The sequence below is a fragment of the Streptomyces sp. NPDC056480 genome, assembly GCF_042795405.1.
Lineage (GTDB): Bacteria > Actinomycetota > Actinomycetes > Streptomycetales > Streptomycetaceae > Streptomyces.
Genome location: NZ_JBHTSA010000023.1, coordinates 14,564 through 40,504, shown reverse-complemented (window position 1 = coordinate 40,504; position 25,941 = coordinate 14,564). Strand labels below are relative to the sequence as shown.

General features: G+C 74.4%; 22 protein-coding genes. 9 read left to right on the top strand and 13 right to left on the bottom strand.

What is annotated here, in order from left to right; all coding sequences use genetic code 11:
• Positions 1–53: 53 nt before the first annotated feature.
• The 8 genes from ACFQ79_RS13210 to ACFQ79_RS13175 form a co-directional block, all read right to left on the bottom strand.
• Positions 54–2,840 (bottom strand): SpoIIE family protein phosphatase, encoded by a 2,787-nt coding sequence (locus tag ACFQ79_RS13210; protein ID WP_383582276.1) that lies wholly within the window; start codon positions 2,838–2,840, stop codon positions 54–56.
• Positions 2,837–4,903: a SpoIIE family protein phosphatase gene (locus ACFQ79_RS13205; RefSeq protein ID WP_383582273.1), complete on the bottom strand. Its 2,067-nt coding sequence runs from the start codon at positions 4,901–4,903 to the stop codon at positions 2,837–2,839. The genes ACFQ79_RS13210 and ACFQ79_RS13205 overlap by 4 nt, the downstream gene beginning before the upstream one ends.
• A gap of 135 nt (positions 4,904–5,038) precedes the next feature.
• The gene (locus ACFQ79_RS13200; protein ID WP_383582271.1) at positions 5,039–6,235 is read right to left on the bottom strand and encodes an MFS transporter; all 1,197 of its coding nucleotides are present in this window, start codon (positions 6,233–6,235) and stop codon (positions 5,039–5,041) included.
• Between the two features lie 48 nt (positions 6,236–6,283).
• Positions 6,284–6,748, bottom strand: a complete 465-nt coding sequence (locus ACFQ79_RS13195; protein ID WP_383582269.1) for a hypothetical protein — start codon at positions 6,746–6,748, stop codon at positions 6,284–6,286.
• A 221-nt stretch (positions 6,749–6,969) separates the two neighbouring features.
• Positions 6,970–8,418: a peptidoglycan D,D-transpeptidase FtsI family protein gene (locus tag ACFQ79_RS13190; protein WP_383582267.1), complete on the bottom strand. Its 1,449-nt coding sequence runs from the start codon at positions 8,416–8,418 to the stop codon at positions 6,970–6,972.
• Between the two features lie 96 nt (positions 8,419–8,514).
• Positions 8,515–9,174, bottom strand: coding sequence for a response regulator (locus tag ACFQ79_RS13185; RefSeq protein ID WP_383582264.1), 660 nt, complete (start codon positions 9,172–9,174; stop codon positions 8,515–8,517).
• Positions 9,171–10,430, bottom strand: coding sequence for a sensor histidine kinase (locus tag ACFQ79_RS13180; protein WP_383582261.1), 1,260 nt, complete (start codon positions 10,428–10,430; stop codon positions 9,171–9,173). The genes ACFQ79_RS13185 and ACFQ79_RS13180 overlap by 4 nt, the downstream gene beginning before the upstream one ends.
• Positions 10,427–11,434 carry a hypothetical protein gene (locus ACFQ79_RS13175; RefSeq protein ID WP_383582259.1) on the bottom strand — a complete coding sequence of 336 codons (1,008 nt, stop codon included), beginning with the start codon at positions 11,432–11,434 and terminating at the stop codon, positions 10,427–10,429. The genes ACFQ79_RS13180 and ACFQ79_RS13175 overlap by 4 nt, the downstream gene beginning before the upstream one ends.
• Before the next feature lie 188 nt (positions 11,435–11,622).
• Here ACFQ79_RS13175 and ACFQ79_RS13170 point away from each other — a divergent pair, with 188 nt between their 5' ends.
• Positions 11,623–12,120, top strand: a complete 498-nt coding sequence (locus ACFQ79_RS13170) for a cupin domain-containing protein (protein WP_383582256.1) — start codon at positions 11,623–11,625, stop codon at positions 12,118–12,120.
• Positions 12,121–12,167: 47 nt separating this feature from the next.
• Here the strand turns inward: ACFQ79_RS13170 and ACFQ79_RS13165 are convergent, their stop codons facing one another.
• Positions 12,168–12,938: an IclR family transcriptional regulator gene (locus ACFQ79_RS13165; RefSeq protein WP_187624054.1), complete on the bottom strand. Its 771-nt coding sequence runs from the start codon at positions 12,936–12,938 to the stop codon at positions 12,168–12,170.
• Positions 12,939–13,088: 150 nt separating this feature from the next.
• On the opposite strand from ACFQ79_RS13165, the gene ACFQ79_RS13160 reads away from it, so the two are divergent.
• Positions 13,089–14,588: an aldehyde dehydrogenase (NADP(+)) gene (locus tag ACFQ79_RS13160; RefSeq protein WP_383582253.1), complete on the top strand. Its 1,500-nt coding sequence runs from the start codon at positions 13,089–13,091 to the stop codon at positions 14,586–14,588.
• A 13-nt stretch (positions 14,589–14,601) separates the two neighbouring features.
• Here ACFQ79_RS13160 and ACFQ79_RS13155 read toward each other — a convergent pair whose 3' ends face one another.
• Entirely contained in the window at positions 14,602–15,612 is a 1,011-nt protein-coding gene (locus ACFQ79_RS13155) for a zinc-dependent alcohol dehydrogenase family protein (protein ID WP_383582251.1), read from the bottom strand.
• Between the two features lie 101 nt (positions 15,613–15,713).
• Here ACFQ79_RS13155 and ACFQ79_RS13150 point away from each other — a divergent pair, with 101 nt between their 5' ends.
• Complete coding sequence (locus ACFQ79_RS13150; RefSeq protein WP_383582380.1) at positions 15,714–16,628, top strand: AraC family transcriptional regulator; 915 nt, start codon at positions 15,714–15,716, stop codon at positions 16,626–16,628.
• A 6-nt stretch (positions 16,629–16,634) separates the two neighbouring features.
• Here ACFQ79_RS13150 and ACFQ79_RS13145 read toward each other — a convergent pair whose 3' ends face one another.
• On the bottom strand, positions 16,635–17,999 hold the full coding sequence (locus tag ACFQ79_RS13145; protein WP_383582249.1) for an MFS transporter: 1,365 nt from the start codon (positions 17,997–17,999) through the stop codon (positions 16,635–16,637).
• A 72-nt stretch (positions 18,000–18,071) separates the two neighbouring features.
• Here ACFQ79_RS13145 and ACFQ79_RS13140 point away from each other — a divergent pair, with 72 nt between their 5' ends.
• The 4 genes from ACFQ79_RS13140 to ACFQ79_RS13125 all read left to right on the top strand — a co-directional run bounded on the left by ACFQ79_RS13140 (position 18,072) and on the right by ACFQ79_RS13125 (position 21,628).
• Positions 18,072–19,178, top strand: coding sequence for a GlxA family transcriptional regulator (locus tag ACFQ79_RS13140; RefSeq protein WP_383582246.1), 1,107 nt, complete (start codon positions 18,072–18,074; stop codon positions 19,176–19,178).
• Positions 19,179–19,184: 6 nt separating this feature from the next.
• Positions 19,185–19,661 (top strand): GNAT family N-acetyltransferase, encoded by a 477-nt coding sequence (locus ACFQ79_RS13135; RefSeq protein ID WP_383582243.1) that lies wholly within the window; start codon positions 19,185–19,187, stop codon positions 19,659–19,661.
• 73 nt (positions 19,662–19,734) lie between these two features.
• The gene (locus tag ACFQ79_RS13130; RefSeq protein WP_383582240.1) at positions 19,735–20,442 is read left to right on the top strand and encodes a DsbA family oxidoreductase; all 708 of its coding nucleotides are present in this window, start codon (positions 19,735–19,737) and stop codon (positions 20,440–20,442) included.
• Between the two features lie 127 nt (positions 20,443–20,569).
• Complete coding sequence (locus tag ACFQ79_RS13125; RefSeq protein WP_383582238.1) at positions 20,570–21,628, top strand: aminotransferase class V-fold PLP-dependent enzyme; 1,059 nt, start codon at positions 20,570–20,572, stop codon at positions 21,626–21,628.
• 96 nt (positions 21,629–21,724) lie between these two features.
• Here the strand turns inward: ACFQ79_RS13125 and ACFQ79_RS13120 are convergent, their stop codons facing one another.
• Positions 21,725–22,234 (bottom strand): MarR family winged helix-turn-helix transcriptional regulator, encoded by a 510-nt coding sequence (locus ACFQ79_RS13120; RefSeq protein WP_383582236.1) that lies wholly within the window; start codon positions 22,232–22,234, stop codon positions 21,725–21,727.
• 117 nt (positions 22,235–22,351) lie between these two features.
• Between ACFQ79_RS13120 and ACFQ79_RS13115 the strand changes: the two genes are divergently transcribed.
• Positions 22,352–23,419, top strand: coding sequence for an alkene reductase (locus ACFQ79_RS13115; RefSeq protein ID WP_383582234.1), 1,068 nt, complete (start codon positions 22,352–22,354; stop codon positions 23,417–23,419).
• Positions 23,420–23,583: 164 nt separating this feature from the next.
• Here ACFQ79_RS13115 and ACFQ79_RS13110 read toward each other — a convergent pair whose 3' ends face one another.
• Entirely contained in the window at positions 23,584–24,687 is a 1,104-nt protein-coding gene (locus tag ACFQ79_RS13110) for a pyridoxal-phosphate-dependent aminotransferase family protein (RefSeq protein ID WP_383582377.1), read from the bottom strand.
• 106 nt (positions 24,688–24,793) lie between these two features.
• Between ACFQ79_RS13110 and ACFQ79_RS13105 the strand changes: the two genes are divergently transcribed.
• Positions 24,794–25,879, top strand: a complete 1,086-nt coding sequence (locus ACFQ79_RS13105; RefSeq protein ID WP_383582232.1) for an amidohydrolase family protein — start codon at positions 24,794–24,796, stop codon at positions 25,877–25,879.
• Positions 25,880–25,941: the final 62 nt, after the last annotated feature.

Sequence of the window (25,941 nt, the reverse complement as noted above, 5' to 3'; positions counted from 1 at the left end):
CCCCGCCGCCCCGACCCACCCGCACCCCCGCCCCTCCACCAGAATCCCGCCCCTCACCAGGCCAGGTCCTCCAGCGCGTCCAGGTCCGGGACCGCCGGGGCGATCGGTTCCGCGTCGTCCGCGCCCACCCGGAGCTCCGCCCAGATCGTCTTGCCGCGCCGGCCGTAGCGGGTGCCCCAGCGGTCCGCGTACTGCGCCACCAGATACAGCCCGCGCCCGCCCTCGTCCGTCGCCGCCGCGTGCCGCAGATGCGGCGAGGTGCTGCTGCCGTCCGAGACCTCGCAGATCAGCGTCCGGTCGTGGAGCAGTCGTACCCGGACCGGGTCGGCCCCGTACCGCACCGCGTTCGTGATCAGTTCGCTGAGGACGAGTTCCGCCGTGAACGCGAGCCCGTCGAGCCCCCAGTCCGACAGCTTCGCCGCCGCCGCGTTCCGCACCGGCGAGACCGCCGACGGGTCGCGCGCCACCTCCCACTCGGCGATCCGCTCGCGGTCGAGCAGCCGGGTGCGGGCCACCAGGAGGGCGATGTCGTCGCGCGGCGTGGGCGAGAGGAGGGTCGCGAGGACGTCCGCGCAGGTCTGCTCCGGGCTGCGATCCGGGCGGGCGAGGGCGGACCGCAGCAGGCCGAGACCCGCGTCGAGGTCCCGCCCCCGGTCCTCCAGGAGCCCGTCCGTGAAGAGCACCAGCTTGCTGCCCTCGGGGAGCAGCAGCTCCGTGGCCTCGAACGGCGCGTCCCCCAGACCGAGCCCCAGCGGCAGCCCCGGCGACAGTTCGGGGAACTCCACCCGCCCGTCCGCACCCACCAGGGCCGGACCCGGATGCCCCGCGCTCGCCACCGTGCACACCCCCGACGCCGGGTCGTAGATCGCGTACAGGCAGGTCGCGCCCGTGATGCCCTCCTCGCGCCGGCGCTCCTCGCCGTCCGGCCCCTCCGACTCCCGGTCGTCGATCCGGCCCGTCAGCTCGTCGAGATGCCCGAGCAGCTCGTCCGGCGGCACGTCGAGGGTCGAGAAGTTGTGCACCGCCGTCCGCAGCCGCCCCATCGTGGCCGCCGCGTGCAGCCCGTGCCCGACGACGTCCCCGACGACGAGCGCCACCCGCGCGCCCGGCAGCGGGATCACGTCGAACCAGTCGCCGCCCACCCCCGCCTTCGCCGGCAGATAGCGGTACGACACGTCCACCGCGCTCTGCACCGGCAGCACCCGGGGCAGCAGGCTCCGCTGGAGGGTCACCGCCATCGCGTGCTCCCGGGTGAACCGGCGCGCGTTGTCGATGGCGACCGCCGCCCGCGCCGCCAGCTCCTCCGCGAACGACAGGTCCTCGTCGCCGAACGGCTCGGGCGTGTCCGCCCGCCAGAAGTTGGCCATCCCCAGGACCACCCCACGGGCCAGCAGCGGCACCGTGAGCAGCGAGTGCATGCCGTAGGCGAGGGCCTGCGCCGCGCCCTCCGGGTCCTGCTCGCGCCAGCCCTCCGCCGAGGCCAGCTCCGCCTGCGCCATCGCGTGCCCTGCGCTCAGGGCCGTCGCCATCGGAGTGCTGGGGACGTCGAAGCGAATGGTGTCCCCGACCGGCTGGAGCGGCTGGTCGGGCCGCAGCCCGCTCAGCGCCGTCCGCCGCATCTCCGTGGTCGCCGGCGCGGACGGCGGCGGCTCCTCGCCGCGCAGCACCGGTTCGAGCAGCTCCACCGTCGCGAAGTCCGCGAACCGCGGCACCGCGACCTCCGCCAGCTCCTCCGCCGTCCGTACGACCTCCAGGGTCGTCCCGATCCGCACCCCCGCCTCGTAGAGCAGCTGGAGCCGGCTTCGGGCCACCGCCGCCCGGCCGCTCAGGGCGGCCAGCTCGGTGGTGTCCCGCATCGTCATCACACAGCCGGACTCCCGTCCGGCCGGCAGCGTGGGCCGTACGCTCACCGCGAGCAGCCGGTCGCCCGCCCGGTGCACCTCGTCCGTCGCCGACCGGCCCGACTCCAGGAGTTCGACCGTACGGGCGTCGAGTCCGAGCTCGGAGACGTGCCGCCGCTCCATGTCCGCCGTGAGGCCGAGCAGCCGGCGCGCCTCGTCGTTGGCGAGCAGCAGCCGGCGGTCCGGGCCCACGATCAGGACGCCTTCGCGGACCGCGTGCAGGACCGCCTCGTGGTGCTCCTTCATCCGGGTCATCTCGGTCGGGCCGAGACCGTGCGTCTGCCGCCGCAGCCGCCGGCTCACCAGGGCGGCCCCGCCCACGGCGAGCACGAGCGCGCCGCCCGCGGCGCCGATGAGCAGGGGCAGCCGGTCCCGCACCGCGTCGGTGATGTTCTCCACCTCGACGCCGCTGGTGACCATGCCGACGATCCGGCCCTGGTCGTTCACGACGGGGACCACGGCCCGTACGGCGTCGTTGGGAGCGCCGCGGAACAGCTCCGTGTAGGACTCGCCGTCCACCACCGCCCGGTTGAGGTCGCCGGTCGCACGGCTGCCGATCAGCTCCGGGTCCGAGTCGGTGTAGCGCAGGCCGTCCCGGCTCAGGACGGCGATGAAGTCCACCCCCGTCGCCCGCCGCGTCTCCTCGGCCCGTTTCTGGAGCACGGCCGTGGGGTCGGGCGAGGCGAGCGCCGCGTCGATGCCGGGCGCCTTCGCGAAGGCCTCCGCGACCGCGAGCGAGCGGACCTCGGCGTCCCGCTCGGTGTCGCTGCGCGCCTGGTAGAACGTGACGAACACGGCCGCCGCGATCACCAGGAGCGCGATCAGCGCCTCCAGGGCGAACACCTGCCCGGCCACGCTCCGCAGACCCGTCCCGCGGGCACCGGGGTGCTTCCCCCCGGCCCCCGCGCCCTTTCCGCGTGCCCCGGCCCGGGCCGTCATCCGGTGCTCCGGGCGATGAGCAGCGCCACGTCGTCCGGCGCGCCGGGCCGGCGCAGTGCCCGGAGGAGCTCGTCGCAGGTCTCCTCGAGGGGCCCCCGCATGTCGTCGAGGAGGCCCACGAGCAGCGCGAGCCGCTCGTCGATCGCCTCGTGGCGGGTCTCGATCAGACCGTCCGTGTAGAGCACGAGCCGGTCCCCCGGCCGGAAGGGCACCCAGGTCGTACGGAACGTGCCGCCGCCCACCCCGAGCGGCGTCCCCGGCGATACGGTCACCAGCTCGGCCGGGCCGTCCGCCGGGATCCGTACCGGCGGCAGATGCCCCGCGTTCGAGATCCTGCACCGTTCGAGCGCCGGGTCGTGCACGGCGAAGAGACAGGTCGCGATGTAGTGCTCAAGGCCCGCCGTGATCCGGTCCAGATGCCGCAGGACCTCCGAAGGCGGGAGATCGAGGTCGGCGAACGCGCAGGTGGCGGTCCGCAGCCGGCCCATCGTCGCCGCCGCGTCGATCCCGCTGCCCATCACGTCCCCGACGACCAGCGCCGTCTTGTCGTCGGGCAGCGGGATCACGTCGTACCAGTCGCCCCCGACCTCGCTCGACGCCTGCGCGGGCTGGTAGCGGGCCGCGACCTCCAGACCCGCCTGGTCCGGCGGCGCGCCGGGCAGCAGGCTCCGCTGGAGCGTCACCGCCGAGTTCCGCACGCTCTGGTACCAGCGCGCGTTGTCGATGCTCACCGCCGCGCGGGCCGCGAGCTCCGTCGCGAGCAGCACGTCGTCCCCGTCGAAGGGCAGCCGGTTCCGGTCCCGCTTGAGGTCGAGCGCGCCGAGCACCTCGCCGCGCGCGATCAGCGGCACCGCCAGGTACGAGTGCACCCCCGCCCGGGCGAGCAGCTCCGCCGCCTCGGGACTCCGGGCGATCCGGGACAGGTCACCGGGGCCGACGTGTTCCACCAGGACGGGCAGCCCGGTGTGCACGCAGCGGGTGACGAGCCGGTCCGCCCCGTACATGGTGATCGCCCCGGGCGGGTCGGCCGCGGGCAGCGCCTCCGTCCGGCCCGCGGCCTTCACCGCGAGCGCCCGGAACAGTTCGGGCCCCTCCTCCGGCGCGCCGGGTCTGCGCAGGGCGAGGACGGAGTCGAGGACGTCGACGGCGGCGATGTCGGCGAGCTCCGGCACCACCACCGAGGCGAGCTCGTCGGCCGTCTTCTCGACCTCCAGGGTGGTGCCGACCCGTGCCGAGGCGTCCGCGATGAGCGCGAGCCGCCGCCGGGAGCGGTCGGCGTCCGCGTCCGCCCGCATCCGCTCGGTCACGTCGATCACGGAGGCGGCGACCCCCAGGATCCGGTCCTCCGGCCCCTCCAGACGGTAGAAGGACAGCGACCAGGCGTGGTCGTGGTCCGGGTCGGCCGGGGTCCGTCCGACGGTGGGATGGTCGAGCAGCGGGGTGCCCGTCGTCAGGACGGCGCGCAGCGCGGCCTCGAGGGACGGGGCGTCGACCTCGGGCACCATCTCGCCGATCCGCCGTCCGATGTGCATCGCGGCCGGGATCCCGTTGATGCGTTCCAGGGCCGGGTTGACCAGGACGTAGCGCAGTTCGGTGTCCAGGACGGCGAGGCCGATCGGGGACTGGGAGACCAGCCGGTCGGAGAGCGCGAGCTCGGCCTCGACCCGTTCGACGGCGGAGCGGTCGGCGGCGATCCCGAGCGCGTACAGACCCCCCAGGTCGTCGGTGAGCCGCATGTTGCGGAACTCCACGTTCCGTACGCTGCCGTCCTTGTGCCGCACGGGGAAGACGCCCGCCCAGGTCGCGCCCTCGCGCAGCACCTCGCCGAAGAGGCGCATCGCCTCCTCCCGGTGGTCCACTCCGACGACCAGCCGGGCCATGTACTGGCCCAGGGCCTCGTCGGAGCGGAAGCCGAAGAGGTCCTCGGCCTGCGGGCTCCAGAGCACGATCCGGCCGTGAGCGTCGATGACGACGGCGGCGACCCCCAGGACGTCGAGGAGGCCCTTGCCGTCCATGGGCACGCCGACCCGCCCCGTCGTCCCCGGGAAGGAACCGGCCGTCACACTGCCCTCCTCCCGCCGCGCCGCGCTTTCTTCCATGCTCGCCGCCCACCGGTCGCCCCGCACCGCGAACGCCACGGGGAACGCCGGGCCGGCCGGCGGGCCGCCCCTCGGGGACGTGGAACGCGGAAGGGGCCGTCAGCCGACCGGGACGGACGCGCCCAGGGCACCCGGCTTCGGGCCGCGCCCGCGCCGCCCCCGTACCGCGACCGCCGCCGCCCATCCCGTCCCCGCGAGCGCGAGCAGCGGCAGCAGGACGCGGACGTCGACCAGCGCGACCAGGCCGGCGCCGAGGGCGAGGGCCAGCGCGTTCGGCGCCATGACCAGGGTGTGCGCGGTCGCCGCCACCCGGCCCAGTGCCTCGGCGGGAGCCTCCCGCTGCACGGCGGTCACCACCGCCACGAGGACCCACGGCATCCCCAGGCCGATCGCCGCGCTCGCCGCCAGGGCCGTCGCGTCGTACGGCAGCGCCCGCACCCCCACCGCCGCCGCGAACAGGGCGAGCCCGGCGACGGCGAGCGCCCGCTCGGGGATCCGGCGCAGCAGCGGGCCGGTGACCAGGCCGGCGAGCACCGAGCCCACGCCCTGCACCGCGTAGAGCACACCGGCGTACGCGGGGGCGTGCCCGAGCCCGCGGTCGACGACCGCGTAGATCGCGGCCCCGTTCACCCCGGCGAGCAGCATGGTGAAGGCGCCCGTCGCGACCAGGGGCCGCAGGACCGGCGAGGCGAGGAGCAGCCGGGCGCCCTCGGCGGTCTCCCGCCACCAGTGCCGGGACGCCGGCCGCGCCGGGCGTTCCTCGCGTACGGGGATGAGTGCGAAGAGGCCGGCCGCGAGCGCGAAGCTCGCCGCGTCGAGCAGCGCGACGGTCGCGCCGCCGTACGCGGCGAAGAGGCCCGCCGCCGCGAGCGGGGCGATCAGCTTCGTCGACTCGTTCGCGGTCATCCGCAGCCCGTTGAGGGTGCCGAGCCGCTTCTCGTCCAGGACGGTCGCGACCAGGGCCTGTTCCGCCGCCTCGTGGACGGCGCCCTGTGCCCCGTACACGACCAGGACGGCGAAGAGCAGCCACACCCGGTCCGCCGCGTCCACCCACAGGAGGACCGGGAGGAGCGCGGCCATCGCCAGGTCGAGGACGACCAGGAGCGGCCGCCGCCGCACCCGGTCAGCGAGCGTGCCGAGCAGCGGCCCGAGGAGAACGGGTGCCCAGAGGGCGAAGGCGGTCAGGGCCGCGAGACTGTCGGAGCCCGTCAGCGACTTCACCCAGATCCCGGAGACCAGCCACATCGCCGTCGTACCGAATCCGGACACGACGATTCCTGTCAGATACCAGCGCATGGCCACAGGCTGGTCTCTGAGGTGCCCCGGGGGCATCGGGCACCTTCCCTAGGAGGCCGGGGAGGTCGCGTCCTTCTCCGCGGGCGCCTTCTCCGCGGGCGCCTTCTCGTGCCGTGCCTTCTCGTACCGCAGGGCGAGCCCCGTGACCACCGCGCCGAGGCCCTCCCACAGGCCCACGCCCAGGAATCCGGCCGGGGCGCGGCCGCCGACGACCGCGAGGGTGAAGACCGCGCAGGTGAGGAGCCGGAAGGGGACCGTCCAGCGGAAGAAGGGCTTCCAGTCGGCGAGCGCCGCCAGCACGTAGTAGACGCCCATGTTGAGCGCGGCCATCGAGGAGGCGGTGAGGAAGACGAGCGTGTGGTCGCCGTCCGCGCGCCCGCCGTCGGGCACCGGCTCGAAGCCCATCACCGTGAGCAGCGCGTCCGGTACGACCAGGCCCACCACGCCCAGTGCGGCGGCGAGCACGCCGAAGACCGCGATCGTCCAGCCGGACAGGGAACGGGGCAGGCGCACGGTGGTCCTCCGCGAGGTGAGTGCAGGATCATCGGTTCGGTGAACGGGGTTCGAATGCGTGCTCGGTCGCGAGCGTGACCCTGCATATCGTGTGCCGGGCCCCGACGGCCAATCGGGGCCCGGCACACGTCACTTCACGGCGCCCGCACAGGTCGCCAAGCGGCTCCCGCACAGGTCACCTCGCGGCTCCCGTTCCCGTCACCTCGCGGCTCCCCGCCGCCTCACTTCAGCGCCGCCGCCATCATCTTCTGCGCCACCGGCGCCGCCAGGCCGTTGCCGCTGACCTCGGAGCGGGCCGCGCCCGAGTCCTCGATCAGCACCGCGACGGCCACCTGCTTCCCGGTCGAGGGGTCCTTCGCGTACGAGGTGAACCAGGCGTACGGCGTCTTGCTGTTGTTCTCGCCGTGCTGCGCGGTACCGGTCTTGCCGCCGACCTCGGCCCCGTCGACGGCCGCGTTGGTGCCGGTGCCCTCCTCGACCACGGTCCGCATCGCGCTGCGCAGCTGTTCGGCCGTCGACGAGGAGACGATCCGCTCGCTGTCGCCGTCCTTGTAGGTCGTGAGCGGGTCGCCGTCGGAGTCGACGACCTCCGACACCATGTGCGGCGCGGCCAGCAGGCCGTCGTTGGCGATCGCCGCCGACACCATCGCCATCTGCAGCGGGGTGGCGGTCACGTCGAACTGGCCGATGCCGGTCAGCGCCGTCTGCGCCTTGTCCATGCCGGACGGGTAGACGCTCGCGTAGGCGCGGACCGGGACGTCGAGCTCGGCGTCGTTGAAGCCGAACTTCTCGGCCATCGCCTTCACCTTGTCCTGCCCCAGGTCGGCCGCCATCTTGGCGAAGACGTTGTTGCAGGAGTAGCGGAGCGCGGTGCGGATCGTGGCGTTCTCGCAGGGCGCCGACGCGTTCTCGTTCTTCAGCACGGTCCGGGTGTTCGGCAGGGTGTACGGGTCGGGGCTCTCCGTCGCCGTGTCCACCGAGCCGTACAGACCGTCCTCGAGGGCCGCCGCGGCGACGACCAGCTTGAAGGTGGAGCCGGGCGGCAGCGGCTGGCGCAGTGCCCGGTTGACCAGCGGCTTGTCCTCGTCGGTGGTGAGTGCCTTCCACGCGTCGCCGTCCGTGCTCCCGGCGATCTTCGACGGGTCGTAGGACGGGGTCGAGACCATCGCGAGGACGCGGCCGGTGGCCGGGTCGACGGCGACGGCCGCGCCCTTGGTGTCCCCGAGCGCCCGGTAGGCGGCCTTCTGCACGTCGGGGTCGATCGTGGTGACGACCGTGCCCGGCTGCTGCTGCTTGCGGGTGAGGGCGTCGAGCGGGTTCTTCAGCCGGTCGTCGGTGCCGTCGAGGACGTCCGAGTAGATGCCCTCCAGCTGCGTGGCGCCGTACGCCTGCGAGCTGTAGCCGGTCACCGCCGCGTACAGCTCGCCGTCCGTGTAGGTACGCCGGTACTCGAGGTCCGTTCCCTCCGTCTTCTTCGAGCCGGTGACCGGCGAGCCGGCCACGACGATGTTCCCGAGCGGCTGCGCGTACTGCGCGATCGTCTTCCGCCGGTTGTTCTTGTCGTCCGCGAGCGCCTTCCCCTCGTACGCCTGCACCCAGGTGGCCCGGCCCAGCAGGGCGAGCACCAGGAGCAGCACGAAGACCGAGGTGCGCCTGATCGTCTTGTTCATCGCACCTGTGGGGACGAACGGCTCGGTGGGGGACGTTCCGGATGTGGCCGGTTTCTCAGCGAACCTTCATGCGGGACAGGCCTCGTGTGGCCGCCGTCACCCCGTCCGGACGAACCCCGACTCGTACGCCAGGATCACCGCCTGCGTGCGGTCGCGGGCGCCCGACTTCGCCAGGACCGACGCCACGTGCGTCTTGACCGTGGCCGCGCCGACGCCCATCCGGGCCGCGATCTCCGCGTTCGTGAGGCCCGTCGCCACCAGCCGCAGCACCTCCGCCTCCCGCTCGGTGAGCCGCGCCACCCAGGGCGGAGCGACGGGCGGGCGGTTGCGGGCGTGCTCGGCGGCCAGACCGCGGACCGCCGCCGGGTAGAGCAGCGAGTCGCTCCGGGCGACCAGCCGGACCGCGCTCACCAGCTCCTCCGCCGCCGCCCGCTTGAGGAGGAAGCCGGCCGCGCCGACGCGCAGCGCGTCGTACACGTACGCGTCGTTCTCGAAGGTGGTCACCACGACGATCCGGGGCGGCTCCGCCATCCCCGCGAGGATCTGCTCGGTGGCCCGGATCCCGTCGATCTCCGGCATCCGTACGTCCATGAGGACGACGTCAGGGCGCTCGGCCCGCACCACCGACACCGCCTCGGCTCCGGTCGCCGCCTCGCCGACGACCTCCAGGCCGGACTCCGCGTCGAGGATGACCCGCAGGGCCGTCCGCACCATCCGCTCGTCGTCGGCGAGCACGATCCTGACGGGGGCGCTCATCGGGGGATCCCGACCACGAGGCGCCAGACGCCGTCCACCGGACCGGCCTCGGCGGTGCCGCCGAGCAGCCGGGCGCGTTCGCCGATGCCGAGCAGGCCACGACCGCCGTTCGGGCGGGCGACCGGCGGCCGCGCGGGCAGGGGGTTCTCCATGGTGATCTCCAGCTTCTCGGTACGGGCGTCGAGCCGTACGGTGACGGGCTCCCCGCCCGCGTGCCGGGCGGCGTTCGTCAGCCCTTCCTGAACCATCCGGTACGCCTCACGGGACAGCGCCTCCGGTACGGGGGCGAGGTCGCCGGACACGGTCAGCGACACCTTCGGCCCCGCGCCCCGCACCAGGGCCTCCAGGGCGTCGAGCCCCGGCCCCGGCCCGGGCCCGCCTTCCCCGCCCTCCCCGGCGTCCTCGTCGTGCCGCAGCAGCCCGAGGACCCAGTCCAGTTCGCCGACCGTGCGCCGGGTGGTCTCCTCGATCGCGGTCAGTGCCTCCCGGACGAACGCGAGGTCCGTCCCGTCGCCACCGTCCAGGACCCGCCGGGCGGCGCCCGCCTGCAGGGTGACGGCGCTCAGCGCGTGACCGACCGAGTCGTGCAGCTCACGGGCCAGCCGGTTGCGGGACTCCGCCTCCGCCGCGCGCCGCTCGGCCGCCGCGAGCCGGTCCGCCGGGCTCGGGCCGAGCAGCCGGGGCGCCTGCCGGGCGAGCAGGGCGCCGGTCGCGGCGGCCACGGCGGCGAGCGCGACCAGCATCAGGAGCCCCGCCGGGAGCGCCGCCCAGCTCCACCAGGGCCGGTCGAGACCCCAGAGCCGGCCCAGCTCCGACTCCCGCAGTCCCGGCGAGAACGGCAGCGTCATCACCGACACCGCGAACGGCGGCAGGGCGAGCGTCGCCCCGCTGATCAGCGCTCCGGCGCCCAGATGCAGCGTGAACCAGCCGGCCGTCCTGGCCTTCGCCTCCCGGCCCTGGGCGGGGCCGTCCGCGAACCGGTCCGCCGGCACCCCGCACAGCGCCCGCGCCGCCGCCGCCGACATCGGCCGGGCCAGCGGGAACAGCGCGGCGACCGCGACCAGCGGCAGTCCCACCGCGTACGCCCCGAACTGCACCGCGAGGCTTCCGCCGAACAGGCCGCCCGCCCCGAGCAGCGCCCCCACGACCACCGAGCCGACCATCCAGAACGGCATGAACAGCGCGCCGCCCACGATCAGATGGAGCCAGCGCCGCCTGGCCCGCTGCCCGAGGAGGGCGATCGCGCACCGTCTCACGCCCCGGCGCTCCGCCGCCGCAGGACCGCGGCGAGACAGGCGGCGAGGAGGAATCCGGTGATCATTTCGCCAGCGTAGGTCAGCTGGGCCAGGGCCGTGACCCGCTTGGCGGGATCGGTCTCCGGCATCAGCGCGACCAGCGACAGGTACGCGCCCCAGCAGCCCACCGCGCCCGAGCCGGTCCAGGCGAGCGCGAGGACGGTCCGCACCTTCAGCCGGGCGGGCCGGCGCAGGACGAGGCACAGGGTGAGGGCCACGGCGACGACGACGAACACGCTCCCCTGGAACTCCAGAACGGTGAAGTCGGTGTCGCGCTCGGCGATCTGCCGGGGCGACAGGCCCTCGGTCGCGCCGAACAGCCGCCTCACGTGGAGCGTGAGGGGGAGGAGCGCGACGGCGGCGGCGACCAGGGCGGTGGTCCGTACCCCTGGCCCGGAGACGCGGGCGGACAGCTCGCCGAGCCGGCCGCTCCAGAGGCGGCCCCAGCGGTCGCGGGCGTACAGCACGAACAGGGTGCCGAGGGAGAGGCCCTGGAGGATGAAGCCGCCGTAGACGACGGCGAAGACCCAGGAGTGCAGGAAGGGTTCGGCGGGTGCGGCGGCCTGCTCGTCGCCGGTGACGAGGGCGACCGCGAGCTGGGTGGGGTATCCGGCCATGATCGGGGCGAGCAGTCCGGTCGCCGCCCACATGGGGAGCGCGAGGAGCCAGGCGGGCACCCGCCGCCCCCAGGGCCGGGTGAGGAGCAGGGCGAGGACGATCACGAGGACGTCGGCCAGGACGGAGACCGAGTTGGCGACGGCCAGCAACCGCCGGTGTTCCAGGAGCGCGCTCCCGGCGGGAATGCCGATCTCGCTGCCCGCCACCCATGCGATCTTGATCGAGATGTACGGGAGGCAGGCGAGGATCGCGAGCAGGCGCAGGGCCCGGCGGGCGGGGCCGGGGCGGTCCCCGGCGCCGGGAGCGGGCGAGGGAGCGGGGGAGCGGAGGAGCTCGGTCTCGGTCATGGCTCCAGGCTCGTGCCGGGACCCCGGGCACCACGTCGTGCCCACCGGTGATCCGCCTCCGCCGCACGGGGGAGGCGGAGGTCGGACGAGGGGTGTGGGGCGTGGGGACGGGGCACTGGGATTGACCCACGTTTTTCTAGATCAATTGCACCTCACGCAGGGGTCAATGACCTTCTAGAGTAGTGATCATGAACGAGAACGCGCCCTTCGCCCCGCTCCTGACCCGCGCCGCCACCGCCGAGACCACCGCGGACCCCAGCAGTGTCATGACCCTGCTCGCCGACTCCGACACCACCGGCGGACAGCTCACCAGCTACCGCTCCACCTTCGCCGAGGGAGCGGTCGGCGCCCCGGCGCACTTCCACACCAAGGCGTCGGAGATGTTCTACGTCATCGACGGCTCGCTCCAGGTCCTCGTCGGCGAGGAGCTGTCCGTCCTGGAGAAGGGCGACTTCCTGCTCGTCCCGCCGCACACCGCGCACGCCTTCGCGGCCGCGCCCGGCGCCGAGGCCGACGTCCTCTTCGTCTTCACGCCCGGCATGGCCCGCTTCGACTACCTGCGCCTCCTCGGCCGCGTCATGCGGGGCGAGGCGAGCTTCGAGGAGATCAAGGCCTCCTCGGAGCAGTACGACAACCACTACGTGGACAGCCCGGTCTGGCAGAAGGCGCTCGCCGAGCGCGGATGACCCGCCGGTGAGGGGCGTCCCGGACGGTCGCCCCTCGTGGGGGGCCGTCAGAGGCGGCGGGTCGCCAGCGTCAGCCGGTCCCGCGCGTCGAAGAGCGCGTCCTTGATCATCTGCTCGTGCGCCGGGGTGAGCCGCGCCACCGGCACCGAGCAGCTGATCGCGTCCCGGGCCGGGGTCCGGTACGGGATGGCGACGCCGAAGCAGCGCAGCCCCAGCGTGTTCTCCTCGCGGTCCACCGAGATGCCCTGCTCGCGGATGACGCGCAGCTCCTCGATGAGCTGCTCGCGGTCGGTGATGGTGTGCTCGGTCAGCGCCGGAAGGGTCTCCGGGAGCAGCTTGCGCACCTGGTCGTCGGTGTGGGTGGCGAGCAGCGCCTTGCCGAGCGAGGTCGAGTGGGCGGGCAGCCGGCGGCCGACCCGGGTGAACGGCCGCAGGTAGTGCTGGGACTGGCGGGTCGCCAGATACACCACGTTGGTGCCGTCGAGCCGCGCCAGGTGGATGGTCTCGGTGGTGTCGTCGGAGAGCCGGTCCAGGGTGGGCCGGGAGGCGGCCACCACCTCGTCGCCGTCGATGTACGAGGTGCCCACGAGCAGCGCCCGTACCCCGATGCCGTACCGCGTGCCGGTCGCGTCCGTCTCCACCCAGCCCAGCTCGACCAGGGTGCGCAGCAGCATGTACAGGCTGGACTTGGGGTAGCCGACGGCCTCCTGGACGGCGGCGAGCGAGTGCATCCCCGGGCGTCCGGCGAAGTATTCGAGCAGCTCCACGGTCCGCACCGCGGACTTCACCTGCGCTCCGCCCATGTCGGCAGTCGCCATGACCCTCGCCCCTTTTCCGTCGTCCGGTCGCCCCCTGGCCGGCCGACCGGACAGGGCCCCTTGTGAAGACGGCCGGGCCGTCCCTAGAGTCCCGTACGGATGCGTTCATCTACGGGAACTGTGTTCAGAATAGCGAACAGGGGCGTGGCAGTGGCGGCAGAACCAGTGTGGAGTGTGGACCCCCGGACGGGGAAGCCGCGCGAGCGGGTCGCGGTGGAGGCCACGGCGGAGGACGTCGACCGGTCCGTACGCGCCGCGCACGCGGTCCGTGAGGCCCTCGCCGACCGGACCGTACGGGCCGCCTTCCTGCGGACCGCCGCCGACCTCCTCCAGGAGGCCGGCGAGCAGATCGTCGAGACCGCGGACGCCGAGACCGCCCTCGGACCGGTCCGCCTCAACGGCGAACTCGCCCGTACCGCAGCCCAGCTGAGGGCCTTCGCGGAGGTCGTCGACGAGGGCTCCTTCCTCGACGTCCGGATCGACCTGCCCGACCCCGGAGCCATCCCGCCCCGGCCCGACCTGCGCCGCTGGAAGATCCCGCTCGGCGTCGTCGCCGTCTACGCCGCCAGCAACTTCCCCCTCGCCTTCTCCGTCCCCGGCGGCGACACCGCGAGCGCCCTCGCGGCCGGCTGCCCCGTGGTGATCAAGGCCCACCCCGACCACCCGGCCACCTCCGAACTCTGCGCCACGCTGCTGCGCAGGGCCGCCGCCAAGGCGGGCCTCCCCGAGGACGTCGTCGTCCTCGTCCACGGCTTCGACGCGGGCGTCGAACTCGTCCGCCACCCGCTCGTCGCGGCCGCCGGCTTCACCGGCTCGGTGCGCGGCGGACGGGCCCTCTTCGACGCGGCCGCCGCCCGGCCCGTCCCCATCCCCTTCCACGGCGAACTCGGCTCCCTCAACCCGGTGGTGCTCACCCCCGCCGCCGTCGAGGAGCGGGCCGAGGAGATCGGCGCCGGGCTCGGCGGCTCCATGACCCTGGGCGCGGGCCAGTTCTGCACCAAGCCCGGCTTCGTCCTGGCCCCCTCGGGCGAGGCGGGCGACCGGTTCGTGGGGGCGCTCGCGGAGGCCCTGCGCGCCACCGGGCCGGCCGTGATGCTCGACCACCGGATGCGGGGGGACTTCCTCGCCCACACCCGCGAGATGGCGCTGAGCGAGGGCGTCACCACACCGGTCCGCCCCGAGCCCGGCGGCGCGCACACGGTCAGGGCCGGCTTCATGACGGTCACCGTCCGGACCCTGGTCGACGACGACCACCGGGACCTCACGGAGGAGGTCTTCGGCCCGGTCACCGTCGTCGCCCGCTACGACTCCCGTACGGAGATCAGTGAGGCCCTCGCACGGATCCCCGGCAGCCTCACCGCCACCCTGCACATCGCCGAGCGGAGCCAGGACGAGGACGCGGCCCCGCTCCTCGCCGAGCTCACCCCGCTCGCGGGCCGCGTCCTCGTCAACGGCTGGCCCACCGGCGTCGCCGTCGCCGCCGCCCAGCACCACGGCGGCCCCTACCCGGCCACCACCTCCACCGCCACCTCGGTCGGCGCGACCGCGATCGAGCGCTGGCTGCGCCCGGTCACCTACCAGTCGACCCCCGGCCACCTGCTCCCGCCGGAGCTCCGCGACGGCAACCCGCTGGGCCTGCCCCGCCACTGAGCCCCGCCGGCCGTCACCTCCCGACGCGCACCACGATCTTCCCGAGGTGCGCGTTGGACTCCATCAGCCGATGGGCGTCGGTGATCCGCTCCAGACCGTCGAAGGTCTCGGCGATCACCGGCGCCAGGGAGCCGTCGCGCAGCCCCGAGCCGATGAACCCGGCCACCCGCCGGCGCCCTTCCCCGGTCCTCACGAGCGCCCCGTTGGCGTAGCCGTGGACGGTCTGCGGCCAGTTCATCGACAGGCCCACCGGCCGGGGGTCGAGCCAGCCGTACAGCACCGCCGTGCCGCCGGGCCGCAGCGCGTCCCCGAGCCGGGCGAAACCGGGCCCGCCGATCGCGTCGAACACCAGGTCCGCGCCGGTCCCGCCGGTGATCCGCCGCACCTCCTCCACCACGGACCCGGTCTCCGTCACGATCACGTGCGCGGCCCCGAGCTCCAGGAGCCGCTTCCGCTTGTCCTCGCCGCGCGTGGTCGCGACCGGCACGGCCCCGGCCCGCAGCGCCGTCTGGATCGCGGCGGTCCCCACCCCGCTGGACGCCCCCGTGATCACCACGTGGTCGCCGGCGCCCAGGCCGCCGGTCAGCACCATGCCGCCGTACGCGGTGGAGTACGCCAGCCAGACCGCCGCGGCCGTCACCGCGTCCACCCCCTCGGGCCGGGCCACCAGGTACTCCTCCGGCAGCACCACCCGCTCCGCGTACACCCCGTGCGTCCCGAAGTCGAAGTTGGCCGCCGCCATCACCGGATCACCCGGCGCGTACGCGGTGACCCCCGCCCCGACCGCCTCGACGATCCCCGCCGCCTCGTAGCCGAGCCGCGAACCCGGCAGCGTCGCCCGGTAGTAGTACGTGCCCTCCCGGAACAGCGCCTCGGCGCGGTTGAGCCCGATCGCCTCGACCCGGACGAGCACCTCACCGGGCCCGGGGGCCGGCAGCGGCACCTCCTCCACCGTCAGCACCTCGGGGCCACCCAGCTCGTGGAAGAGAACCGCCCTGGTCGTACCGCCTGTTGTCGTCGTCATGCCCTCGACCGTAGAAGCGCGCGACAAGACGATCCATATCCCCATGGCTCCCGCCCATGTCCGATCGTCTCGCCGGCATCGGCGCGGAGTACGGTGCCGGGATGGACGTACTGAGCGATGCCATCGCCGCCATGCGCACCGGCCGGCCCCACTCCTCCCGCACGGTCCGCTTCGCGCCCTGGGGATTCCGCTTCCCGCCGAGCAAGGGAGCCGGATTCCACGTCGTCCTCCAGGGCACCGCCTGGCTGCTGCCCCCGGACGACACCGCCCCCGTCCGGCTCGGCCCCGGTGACGTCGTCCTCCTCGCCCACGGCACCGGCCACGGCCTCGCCGACCGGCCCGACACCCCGCTCACCGACGCCGTTCCCGCCCCCGACGGCTCCTGGCCCACCCCGCCCGTCCGCGGCCCGATCGGTGCCGAGGAGACCCTGCTCCTGTGCGGCGCCTACCAGCTCAGCAGGGCCCGCGCCCACCCGCTCCTCACCGAGCTGCCCCCGTACGTCCACCTCCCCGCCCGGGTCGGCGCCCACCCCCGGCTGCGCGCCGCCGTCGACCTGCTCGGCGCCGAACTCGCCGAACCCCAGCCGGGATCGGACGCGATCGTCCCCGCCCTGCTCGACACCCTCCTGCTGTACCTGCTGCGCACCTGGTGGCTCAGCGTGTGTGCCGACCGCTCCACGGGCTGGTCGGCCGCCCTGAGCGACCCGGTGGTCGCCGGAGCCCTCCGGGCCCTCCACCACGACCCGGCCAGGGCCTGGACCGTCGAGGAACTCGGCGCCCTCGGCGGCCTCTCGCGCGCGGCCTTCGCCCGCCGCTTCACCGCCCTCGTCGGCCGGTCCCCCCTCGCCTACCTCACCTGGTGGCGCATGACGACGGCGGGCCGCCTCCTGCGCACCGACGACCTCCCGCTCCGCGCGGTGGCCGAACGCTCCGGATACTCCTCGGAGTTCGCCTTCGCCAAGGCCTTCAAGCGCGAGTACGGGCTGGCCCCCGGGCAGTACCGCAAGGGCGCCTGAGCCCGCTCAGCGGCCCCGGCCGGGCAGCCGCAGGGAGGCCAGCGTCGTCAGGGCGAGGAAGGACGCGCTGATCAGCAGGCTCGTGCGCAGGGCCGACTCCATGGACGTGGCCGCCAGGGAGCCGAAGACCGCGATCGCGAGGGCGCCGGCCGTCTGCCGGACCGCGTTCAGGAGGCCCGCCGCCGTGCCCGCGCGGTCCGCCGGGACCGCCTCCATCATCGAGGCGATCAGCGGCGGCAGCGAGAAGCCCGCACCCAGGGCGAGGGGAATCAGGAGGAGCGCCTGCGCCACCCGCGAGGTGTGGGCGTCGACCGTGAGCAGCCCGAGCAGGCCCGCCACCGCGACCGCCTGGCCGAGGACGATCGGCAGTCGCGCGCCGTACCGCGCCGCCACCCTCGCCGACAGGACGTTCACACCGGCGAGGAGCCCCGTCATCGGCAGGAACATCAGCCCGGCGGCCAGCGCCGAGAGGCCCAGCACCTGCTGGAAGAAGAGGCTGAAGACGAACAGCATCCCGTAGAAGGCCACGCTGTTCGCCGAGCCCGCCGCCACCGCGACCGCGACCGTCGTGTTCCGGAACAGACCCAGCGGCACCACCGGGTGCCTGCGCCGCGTCTCGATCAGGAGGAAGGCGGCGAACGAGACGCCGGCGAGCCCCAGCGCCCACCACCCCTCCGTACCGCCCTCGATGGCGGCGAAGGTCAGCGCCCCGAGCGCCGCCATCGCCGTCAGCTGTCCCGGCAGGTCCAGCGGGGCGGGCCCGCGCTCCGAACGTGCCACCCGGCCCAGCAGCGCCAGCGCGAGCAGACCCAGCGGCAGGTTCACGAAGAAGGTGCCCCGCCAGCTCCACGCCGTGGTCAGCGCTCCGCCCGCGACCGGGCCGAGCGCCACGGCGACCGTGCCGCCCGCCGCCCAGAGCGACACCGCCCGCGCCCGCCGCCCCGGATCGCCGTACGCCTCCCGTACGAGCGCGAGCGAGGCCGGCAGCATCACGGCCGCCGCGACCCCCTGCACCGCCCGCGCCGCCAGGAGCGCCGGCAGGCCCGGGGCCAGACCGCAGGCCACAGAGGCGAGGACGAAGACGACGGCCCCGATCCCGTACGCCCGGCTCGCCCCGATCCGGTCGGCGAGCGCCCCGCTGGAGAGCAGCAGCGCCGCGAAGGCCAGGGTGTACGCGTCGACCACCCACTGGAGCCCGGACATCCCGGCCTTCAGATCGGCGCCGATCGCGGGCAGCGCGACGTTCACGACGGAGGTGTCCAGGGTGATGAGCGCGAACCCGAGCATCGCGGCCGCCAGGGCGGGGCCGGGGGACGTCCGGGCGGGGGAGGGGGCGGCAACGGGAGCTTCGGCGAGGTCTGTCGAGGGCATGGACCCAGCTTCATGATCGGCGGAGCCGTACAGTAGTGGCCCGAATGCCATATGCCCGGAGGTTCTGGCCACATGACAGCCGAGTCCGCACCCCCGCCCCCTCTCCGCCGCGTCGCCGTGATCGCCGCCCCGCCCGTCTCGATGTTCAACCTGGCCATTCCCGAGATGCTGTTCGGCAAGGTCGAGATCGACGGCGCACCCGGCTACGAGACGGTCATCTGCGCACCCGACCCCGGGCCCGTCACCACCACCGGCGGACTCGACCTCGTCGTCCCGCACGGCCTCGACGCCGTCGCCGGGGCCGACACCGTGGTCCTCGCGGGCAGCGGCTCGTACACCGACCCCGACCCGCGCATCCTCACCGCACTGCGCGCCGCCGCCACGGCGGGCAGCCGGATCGCCTCCATCTGCACAGGCGCCTTCGCGCTCGCCGAGGCCGGGCTGCTCGACGGCCGGGCCGCGACGACGTACTGGGCGTACAGCTCGCTGCTCGCCGCCCGCCACCCGTCCGTCGACCTCCAGGACGACGTCCTGTTCGTCCAGGACGGGCCCGTGCTGACCTCCTCCGGATACGCCGCGGGCATCGACCTCTGCCTGCACGTCATCCGCACCGACTACGGCGCCGCCGTCGCCAACGGGGTCGCCCGGCTCGCCCTCGTCGCGCCCGTACGGCCCGGGGGTCAGACCCAGTTCACCCAGACCCCGCTGCCACCCGAGCGCGGGGTCTCCTTCGCCGCCACCCGCGCGTGGGCGATGGAACACCTCGACGAACCCCTCGGCCTCACCGACCTCGCCCGGCACGCCGGCGTCTCCGTCCGCACCCTCTCCCGGCGCTTCCACGCCGAGACCGGCGTCAGCCCGCTCCAGTGGCTGCTGCACCAGCGCGTGGAGCGGGCCAAGGAGCTCCTGGAGAGCACCTCGCTCGCCATGGACGGGGTCGCCCGCGCGAGCGGACTCGGCACCGGGGACTCCCTGCGCCGGCACCTCCTGGGCCGCACGGGCCTCACCCCGAGCGCCTACCGGTCCTCCTTCAGCCGTCTGACGGCGGTGGCCGGGCCCGCCGCGGCGGGCGCCGACCCGTCGGCAGCAGCCACGCCCGCGCGCACCCGCGCCGAGACCGCCCCGTCGGCCACCGCGCTCACCCCCGCCGCAACCGCCCCGCCCTCCCGCGCGTCCTGAAGAACCATGATCCGACTTGCCGCTCCCGCCGATCTCGACGCCGTCGTCGCCCTCCACACCGAGGCCCGCGCCACCTACTACCGCGGTCACGTCCCCGACGCCGACTTCCTCGGCCCCGAGGAGATCGCCCGCTCCCGGGCCGGCTGGGCCGCCGCCGTCGAGCGCGGGGCCGTCCTCTGCGCCGTACGGGACGGGGAGCTCGCCGGCATCGCCGCGTACGGGGAGCGCGACGGCCGCATGCACCTCACCCAGCTCCACGTCCTCCCCGCCCGCTGGCGCGGCGGCGTCGGCACCGAGCTCCACGCGGCCTGCGTCGACGGCTGGCGGGCCGCCGGGGTGACCGAGGCGCGCCTGGAGGTCTTCGAGAAGAACACGCGCGCCCAGGCCTTCTACGCCGCCCACGGCTGGACCCCCGACCCGGAGACCCCGTGCGACGGCGACCACCTCGTGCTCCGGCTCACACTGGGACCGGAAACGGAATGAAATCCGCCGGCGGGGTCGTTGTCGCGACGGAACACCCCGAACACCCCGCCGCCGAACCCCGGAGAGAAGTCACATGCGCGTCGAGATCTGGAGCGACATCGCCTGCCCCTGGTGCTACATCGGCAAGGCCCGCTTCGAGAAGGGACTCGAGGCCTTCGCCCACCGCGAGGACGTCGAGGTCGTGCACCGCTCCTTCGAGCTCGACCCGAACCGCGCCAAGGGCGACACCGGCCCCGTCCTGGAGATGCTCGCCAAGAAGTACGGCCGCACCCTCGACGAGGCCCGCGCCATGGAGGCGCACGTCGCGTCCAACGCGCACTCCGAGGGCCTCGGCTACCGCACCGAGGGCCGCGACCACGGCAACACCTTCGACATCCACCGGCTGCTCCACCTCGCCAAGGACCGCGGGCTGCAGAACGAGCTCCTGGACCTGGCCTACCGCGCCAACTTCGCCGAGGAGCGTTCCGTCTTCGACGCCGAGACCCTGGTGACGCTGGGCGTCGAGGCCGGTCTCGACGAGGCCGAGGTGCGGGCCGTCCTCGCCGACGGCTCCGCCTACGCCGACGCCGTACGCGAGGACGAGCGGGAGGCCGCCGAACTCGGTGCGAACGGCGTGCCGTTCTTCGTGCTCGACCGCCGCTACGGCATCTCCGGCGGCCAGCCCGCCGAGGTCTTCACCCAGGCCCTCGAGCAGGCCTGGCAGGGACGGGTCCTCCAGACCGTCGGCGGCGACGCGGCGGTCTGCGACACCGACGGCAGCTGTGAGGTCCCGGGCGCGTGACCGCCCACATCCGGCCCGGTGCATGATCGCCCGCACCCCCTCCCACCTGCGGCGATAAGTGCGGCTTGGGGATTCCCCACGACCGAACCCGATTGACGGGTGATCGTGGGGAATCCAGGGTGAGGGCATGGATTCCCTGGAAAAGCCCCTCGGGGGCGCCGAGTTCGCGCCGAAGAACACCTACCTCAACACCTCCGCCTGCGGGCTGCTGCCGCGCCGCGCGATCGATGCCGTCGTGCTCCTCGCGGAGGAGACCGCCGCCGGCCGCCCGGGCGGCGCCGGGGACTTCGGGATCGTGGACGAGGCCCGTGCCACCTACGCCCGGCTCGTGGGCGTCGCGCCCGAGCGCGTCGCCGTCGGCAGCTCGGTCGCCGTGCACTGCGGCATGATCGCCCAGTCGATGCCCGCCGGGTCCGAGATCCTCTTCCCCGAGGGCGACTTCTCCTCCGTCATCACCCCCTTCACGATCCGCGGCGACCTCAAGACCCGGTTCGTGCCCCTCGACCGGCTCGCCGGGTCGATCGGCCCCGAGACCGCGCTCGTCGCCTTCTCGGCCGTGCAGTCGGCGGACGGCCGGACCGCGGACTTCGCGGCGATCCGGGCCGCGGCGGCCGCGCACGGCGCCCGGACCCTCCTGGACGCGACCCAGTCGGCCGGCTGGCTGCCGCTGAGCGCGGGGGAGTGGGACTACACGGTCGCCGGCGGCTACAAGTACCTGCTCTGCCCGCGCGGGGCGTCCTTCCTCACCGTTACCGAGGAGGCGCAGGACTCGCTCCTCGCGATCCACGCCAACTGGGTCACCGGCGAGGAGCTGTGGGTGAACAGTTACGGCCCGGTCCGCGAACTGGCCGCCAGCGCACGCCGCTTCGACGAGCCCGTGGCCTTCCTCTCGTACCACGGGGCGGCCCGCTCGCTCGCGCTCCTCGAGGAGATCGGCATCGAGCGGATCGAGGCCCACGTCAAGGGGCTCGCGGCGCGCTTCCGCGCCGGACTCGTCGCGCTCGGCCACGCGCCGGTCATGGACGAGTCGGCGGTCGTCGCCGTCCCCGGCCTCGGGGAGCGCGAGGACGCGCTGCGCGAGGCCGGCGTCCTGCTCTCCGCCCGCGCGGGCAATCTGCGCGCGTCCTTCCACCTGTACAACACGGCGGCGGACGTGGACCGCGCCCTGGAGGTCCTGGCGGGCTGACCCCCGTACCGCGTCCCGGAGGTTCTCGCGGGCTGACCCCCGTACCGCGTCCCGGAGGTTCTCGCGGGCTGACCCCCGTACCGCGGACGCGGGGGTTCAGCAGCCGCGCGGCGGGGCCGGGCAGTCGCCCGCCTCGCCCGCCTCCTCGCGCAGGTTGTCCGCCACGAGGCCGAGGAGCCGCTCGAGTTCGGCCCGGTCGTCCGGGCCGAGCCCGCTCAGGGAGACCTGCTCCAGATCGGACCAGACGCCCTCGACGCCGGCGCGCAGCGACCGGCCCTCGTCCGTCGCCTCGACCAGGACCGCGCGCCGGTCGGCGGGGTCGGGGCGGCGCAGGACGAGGCCGCAGTGCTCCATGCGCTGGAGCATCTTGGTCACCGTCGAGGCGTCGAGCCCCAGGGACTGGATCAGCTCGGACTGGCGGACCGGTCCGCAGTCCCAGAGCCGCATCATCATCATCTCCTGGCCCGGGTAGAGGCCGAGCTCCCGCAGCCGCCGTCCGGCGGCGATCCGGTGCATCCGGGCCACCCCGGCCAGGGCGACGCTGACGGGGCCGCCGTGGGCGGCGGAGGGCACCGTCTCGGTACAGACGGGGTCGGTTCCTGACATCGCGGGCTCCTCGTGAAGGCTCTCCCCCCAGATTACCTTGGCTGGCCAAGCAATGGGTTACAGTGGCATCCGGACCAGATACTTGGCCGACCACATAAGTTTGTGAAGGGGACAGCCATGACCACCGCCTTCGACCCCGTAGACCTCGCTGGGACCCGGCTCGCCAACCGCATCGCGATGGCCCCGATGACCCGCAGCCGCGCCGAGGGGGACAGCCGCACCCCCACCGCGCTCGTCGCCGAGTACTACGCCCAGCGCGCCTCGGCCGGCCTGATCATCACCGAGGGCACCCAGCCCAGCGCCGTCGGCCAGGGCTACCCCAACACCCCCGGCCTGCACAGCGCCGAGCAGGTCGCCGCCTGGCGCGAGGTCACCGACGCCGTCCACGAGCGCGGCGGCACGATCTTCGTCCAGCTGATGCACGCCGGCCGGATCAGCCACCCCGTCGTCCTCGGCGACGGCCTCCACCCCGTCGGCCCGTCCGCCGTCGCCCCCAAGGGCCAGCTCTTCGCCGGCACCGGCCTCATCGACTTCGTCGCCCCGCGCGAGCTCACCGCCGACGAGATCCGGGAGACGATCGCCGGCTTCGCCGAGGCCGCGCGGAACGCCGTCGACGCCGGCTTCGACGGCGTCGAGATCCACGGCGCCAACGGCTATCTGATCCAGCAGTTCCTCGCCTCCGGCTCCAACCACCGCACCGACGAGTGGGGCGGCCCGGTCGAGAACCGCATCCGCCTCGCCGTCGAGGTCGTCAAGGCCGTCGCCGCCGAGATCGGCCCCGAGCGCACCGGCCTGCGGATCTCCCCGGCCAACACCTACAACGACATCGCCGAGACCGACCCCGAGGAGCTCTACCCCGCCCTCGTCGCCGCGATCGAGCCCGTCGGCATCGCCTACCTGCACGTCACGGAGCCCGCGCCCGAGCTCCGCGAGCTGACCCTCGCCCTGCGCAAGGCGTTCTCCGGCACGTTCATCCTCAACCCCTCCACCGAGGGGCCGACCGGGGCCGACGCGCTGACCCTGATCGAGGACGGCACCGCCGACCTCGTCGCGTACGGGGCGCTGTTCCTCGCCAACCCCGACCTGCCCGCCCGGCTGCGGTCCGGCGGCCCGTACAACACCCCGGACCCGGCGACCTTCTTCGGCGGCGACCACCGCGGCTACACCGACTACCCGGCGCTGTAACCGGAGCAGCCGGATCGGCCGGAGCAGCCGGCGTACCCGGAGCCGTCGACGTACCCGGAGCGGCCGAGGCGACCGGAGTGCGCAGAAGCGCGCGGAAGGGGCGGGGTCCGGCACCGGACCCCGCCCCTCCCCGTCCCGTACGCAGGTCGGCGTACGCGGATCGATCAGACCGACCAGGCCTCCGTGACCGCCCGGCGCGCGCCCTCCAGATCCACCGCGCGGCCCGCCTCGCCGAGCGCCGCGCCCAGCGCCGCCAGAGAGGACTGCACGGCGCCCGGAGTCGCGTCCACCCCGTAGTGGTTGACCCGGATCATCTCCTTGGCCAGCGCCCCGCCGCCCGCGATCAGCGGCAGCGACGGATCGGCGGCCAGCGCCTTCGCCACCAGCTCCGAGGCGTCCGTACCGGCCGGGACGCGCAGCGTCGTCGCGACCGGCGCCGCGTCCTCCGCCTCGTACACGTACGGCTCGAGGCCGCCGCCCAGGGCCAGCGCGCCCGCCCGGGTCGCCGCCGCGGCGGCCGCGTGCCGCGCCATCAGCGCGTCCAGGCCCTCCGCCTCGATCCGCTCCACACAGGCCTCCAGGGCCAGCATCTCCAGCTGCGCCGGAGCGTGCAGCAGCGTCTTCCGGCCGCCGTCGATCCAGCGCTCCTTCCAGTCCAGGAGGGAGAGGTACGAGCGGCGCGGCGCGGCCGGGTTGGCGGCGAACCGCTCCCACGCCCGCGCGCTCACCGACACCGCCGACACACCCGCGGGCCCGCCCATCGCCTTCTGCGCGCCGATGATGCACATGTCCACGCCCCAGGCGTCCGGCAGCACCGGCTCGGCGCCGATCGACGCCACCGCGTCCAGGTAGAACAGCGCGCCGTGCGCCCGCACGACCTCACCGATCTCCGCGACCGGATTGGTGTTGCCGGTCGCCGCCTCGGCGTGCACCAGGGACACGAAGTCGATCTCCGGGTGGGCGGCGAGCGCCTGCTCCACCTGCGCGGCCGTCACCGCCGTGTGGAAGGGCACCTCCAGGTCGACCACGGTCGCGCCGCAGTCCCGCAGCCAGTTGCCGAAGGTCTGCCCGTACGGTCCCGTGACCACGTTCAGGGCGGTCGATCCGGCCCGCGCACCGCTGCGGATGCACCCTTCCAGGGGGAGCAGCGCCTCGCCCTGGGTGATCACCACGTCCTGCTCCGTGGAGAGCAGCGCGGCCACCCGCCGCTCGATCGACGCGAAATGCGCGGCGGTCAGCGGGGCCAGGTCCAGGAGCGGATGTGTCACGGTCACGGCGGTGCCTTCTTCGACTCGGATTCGTGCGGGCGGAACTCCGGATCAGGGTACCGAGGGGCCCTCCCCGGCCGGGGTCCCGTCCTCGTACAGTGCAGACATGAGTGATCGCGCGGTGCTGCACGTGAAGGGTCGGGTGCTCGTCGGCCCCGAGGACGTACGGGACGAACTGTGGTGCGTCGACGGACGGGTCACCTTCGACCGGCCCGCCGCCGAGGCGGTCACCGTCGAGGGCTGGGTGCTGCCCGGACTCGTCGACGCCCACTGCCACGTCGGGCTCGACCGGCACGGCCCCGTCGACGAGGCGACCAGCGAGAAGCAGGCCCTCACCGACCGTGACGCGGGCACCCTGCTGATCCGGGACGCGGGCTCGCCCTCCGACACCCGCTGGATCGACGAGCGGGAGGATCTGCCGAAGATCATCCGCGCGGGGCGGCACATCGCCCGCACCCGCCGCTACATCCGCAACTACGCCCACGAGATCGAGCCCGCCGACCTCGTCGCCTACGTCGGCCGCGAGGCCCGGCGCGGCGACGGCTGGGTCAAGCTCGTCGGCGACTGGATCGACCGCGAGGCCGGCGACCTCACCGCCTGCTGGCCGCGCACCGAGGTCGAGGCGGCCATCGCCGAGGCCCACCGGCTCGGCGCCCGCGTCACCGCGCACTGCTTCGCCGAGGACTCGCTCCGCGACCTCGTCGAGGCCGGAATCGACTGCGTCGAGCACGCCACCGGCCTCACCGAGGACACCATCCCGCTCTTCGCCGAGCGGGGCGTCGCGATCGTCCCGACCCTGGTCAACATCGCGACCTTCCCGCACCTCGCCGACGGCGGCGAGGAGAAGTTCCCCCGCTGGTCGGCCCATATGCGCAGGCTGCACGCGCGCCGCTACGACACCGTGCGCGCCGCCTTCGACGCGGGCGTCCCGGTCTTCGTCGGCACCGACGCGGGCGGCTCCCTCGCCCACGGCCTGGTCGCCGAGGAGGTCGAGGAGCTGACGAAGGCCGGCATCCCGCCGATCGACGCGCTCGCGGCCACCGCCTGGGGAGCCAGGGCGTGGCTGGGGCGCCCCTCCCTGGAGGAGGGCGCCCCGGCCGACCTCGTCGTCTACGGCGAGGACCCGCGCGCGGACGTCCGCGTCCTGGCGGCACCGCGCCGGGTCGTCGTCAACGGGCGGGTCGTGGGCTAGCGGGTGTCCTGCCGATCGGGCCGGGGCCGGGACGGCCCCTGGGCCCCGCCCGTCTGCCCGCC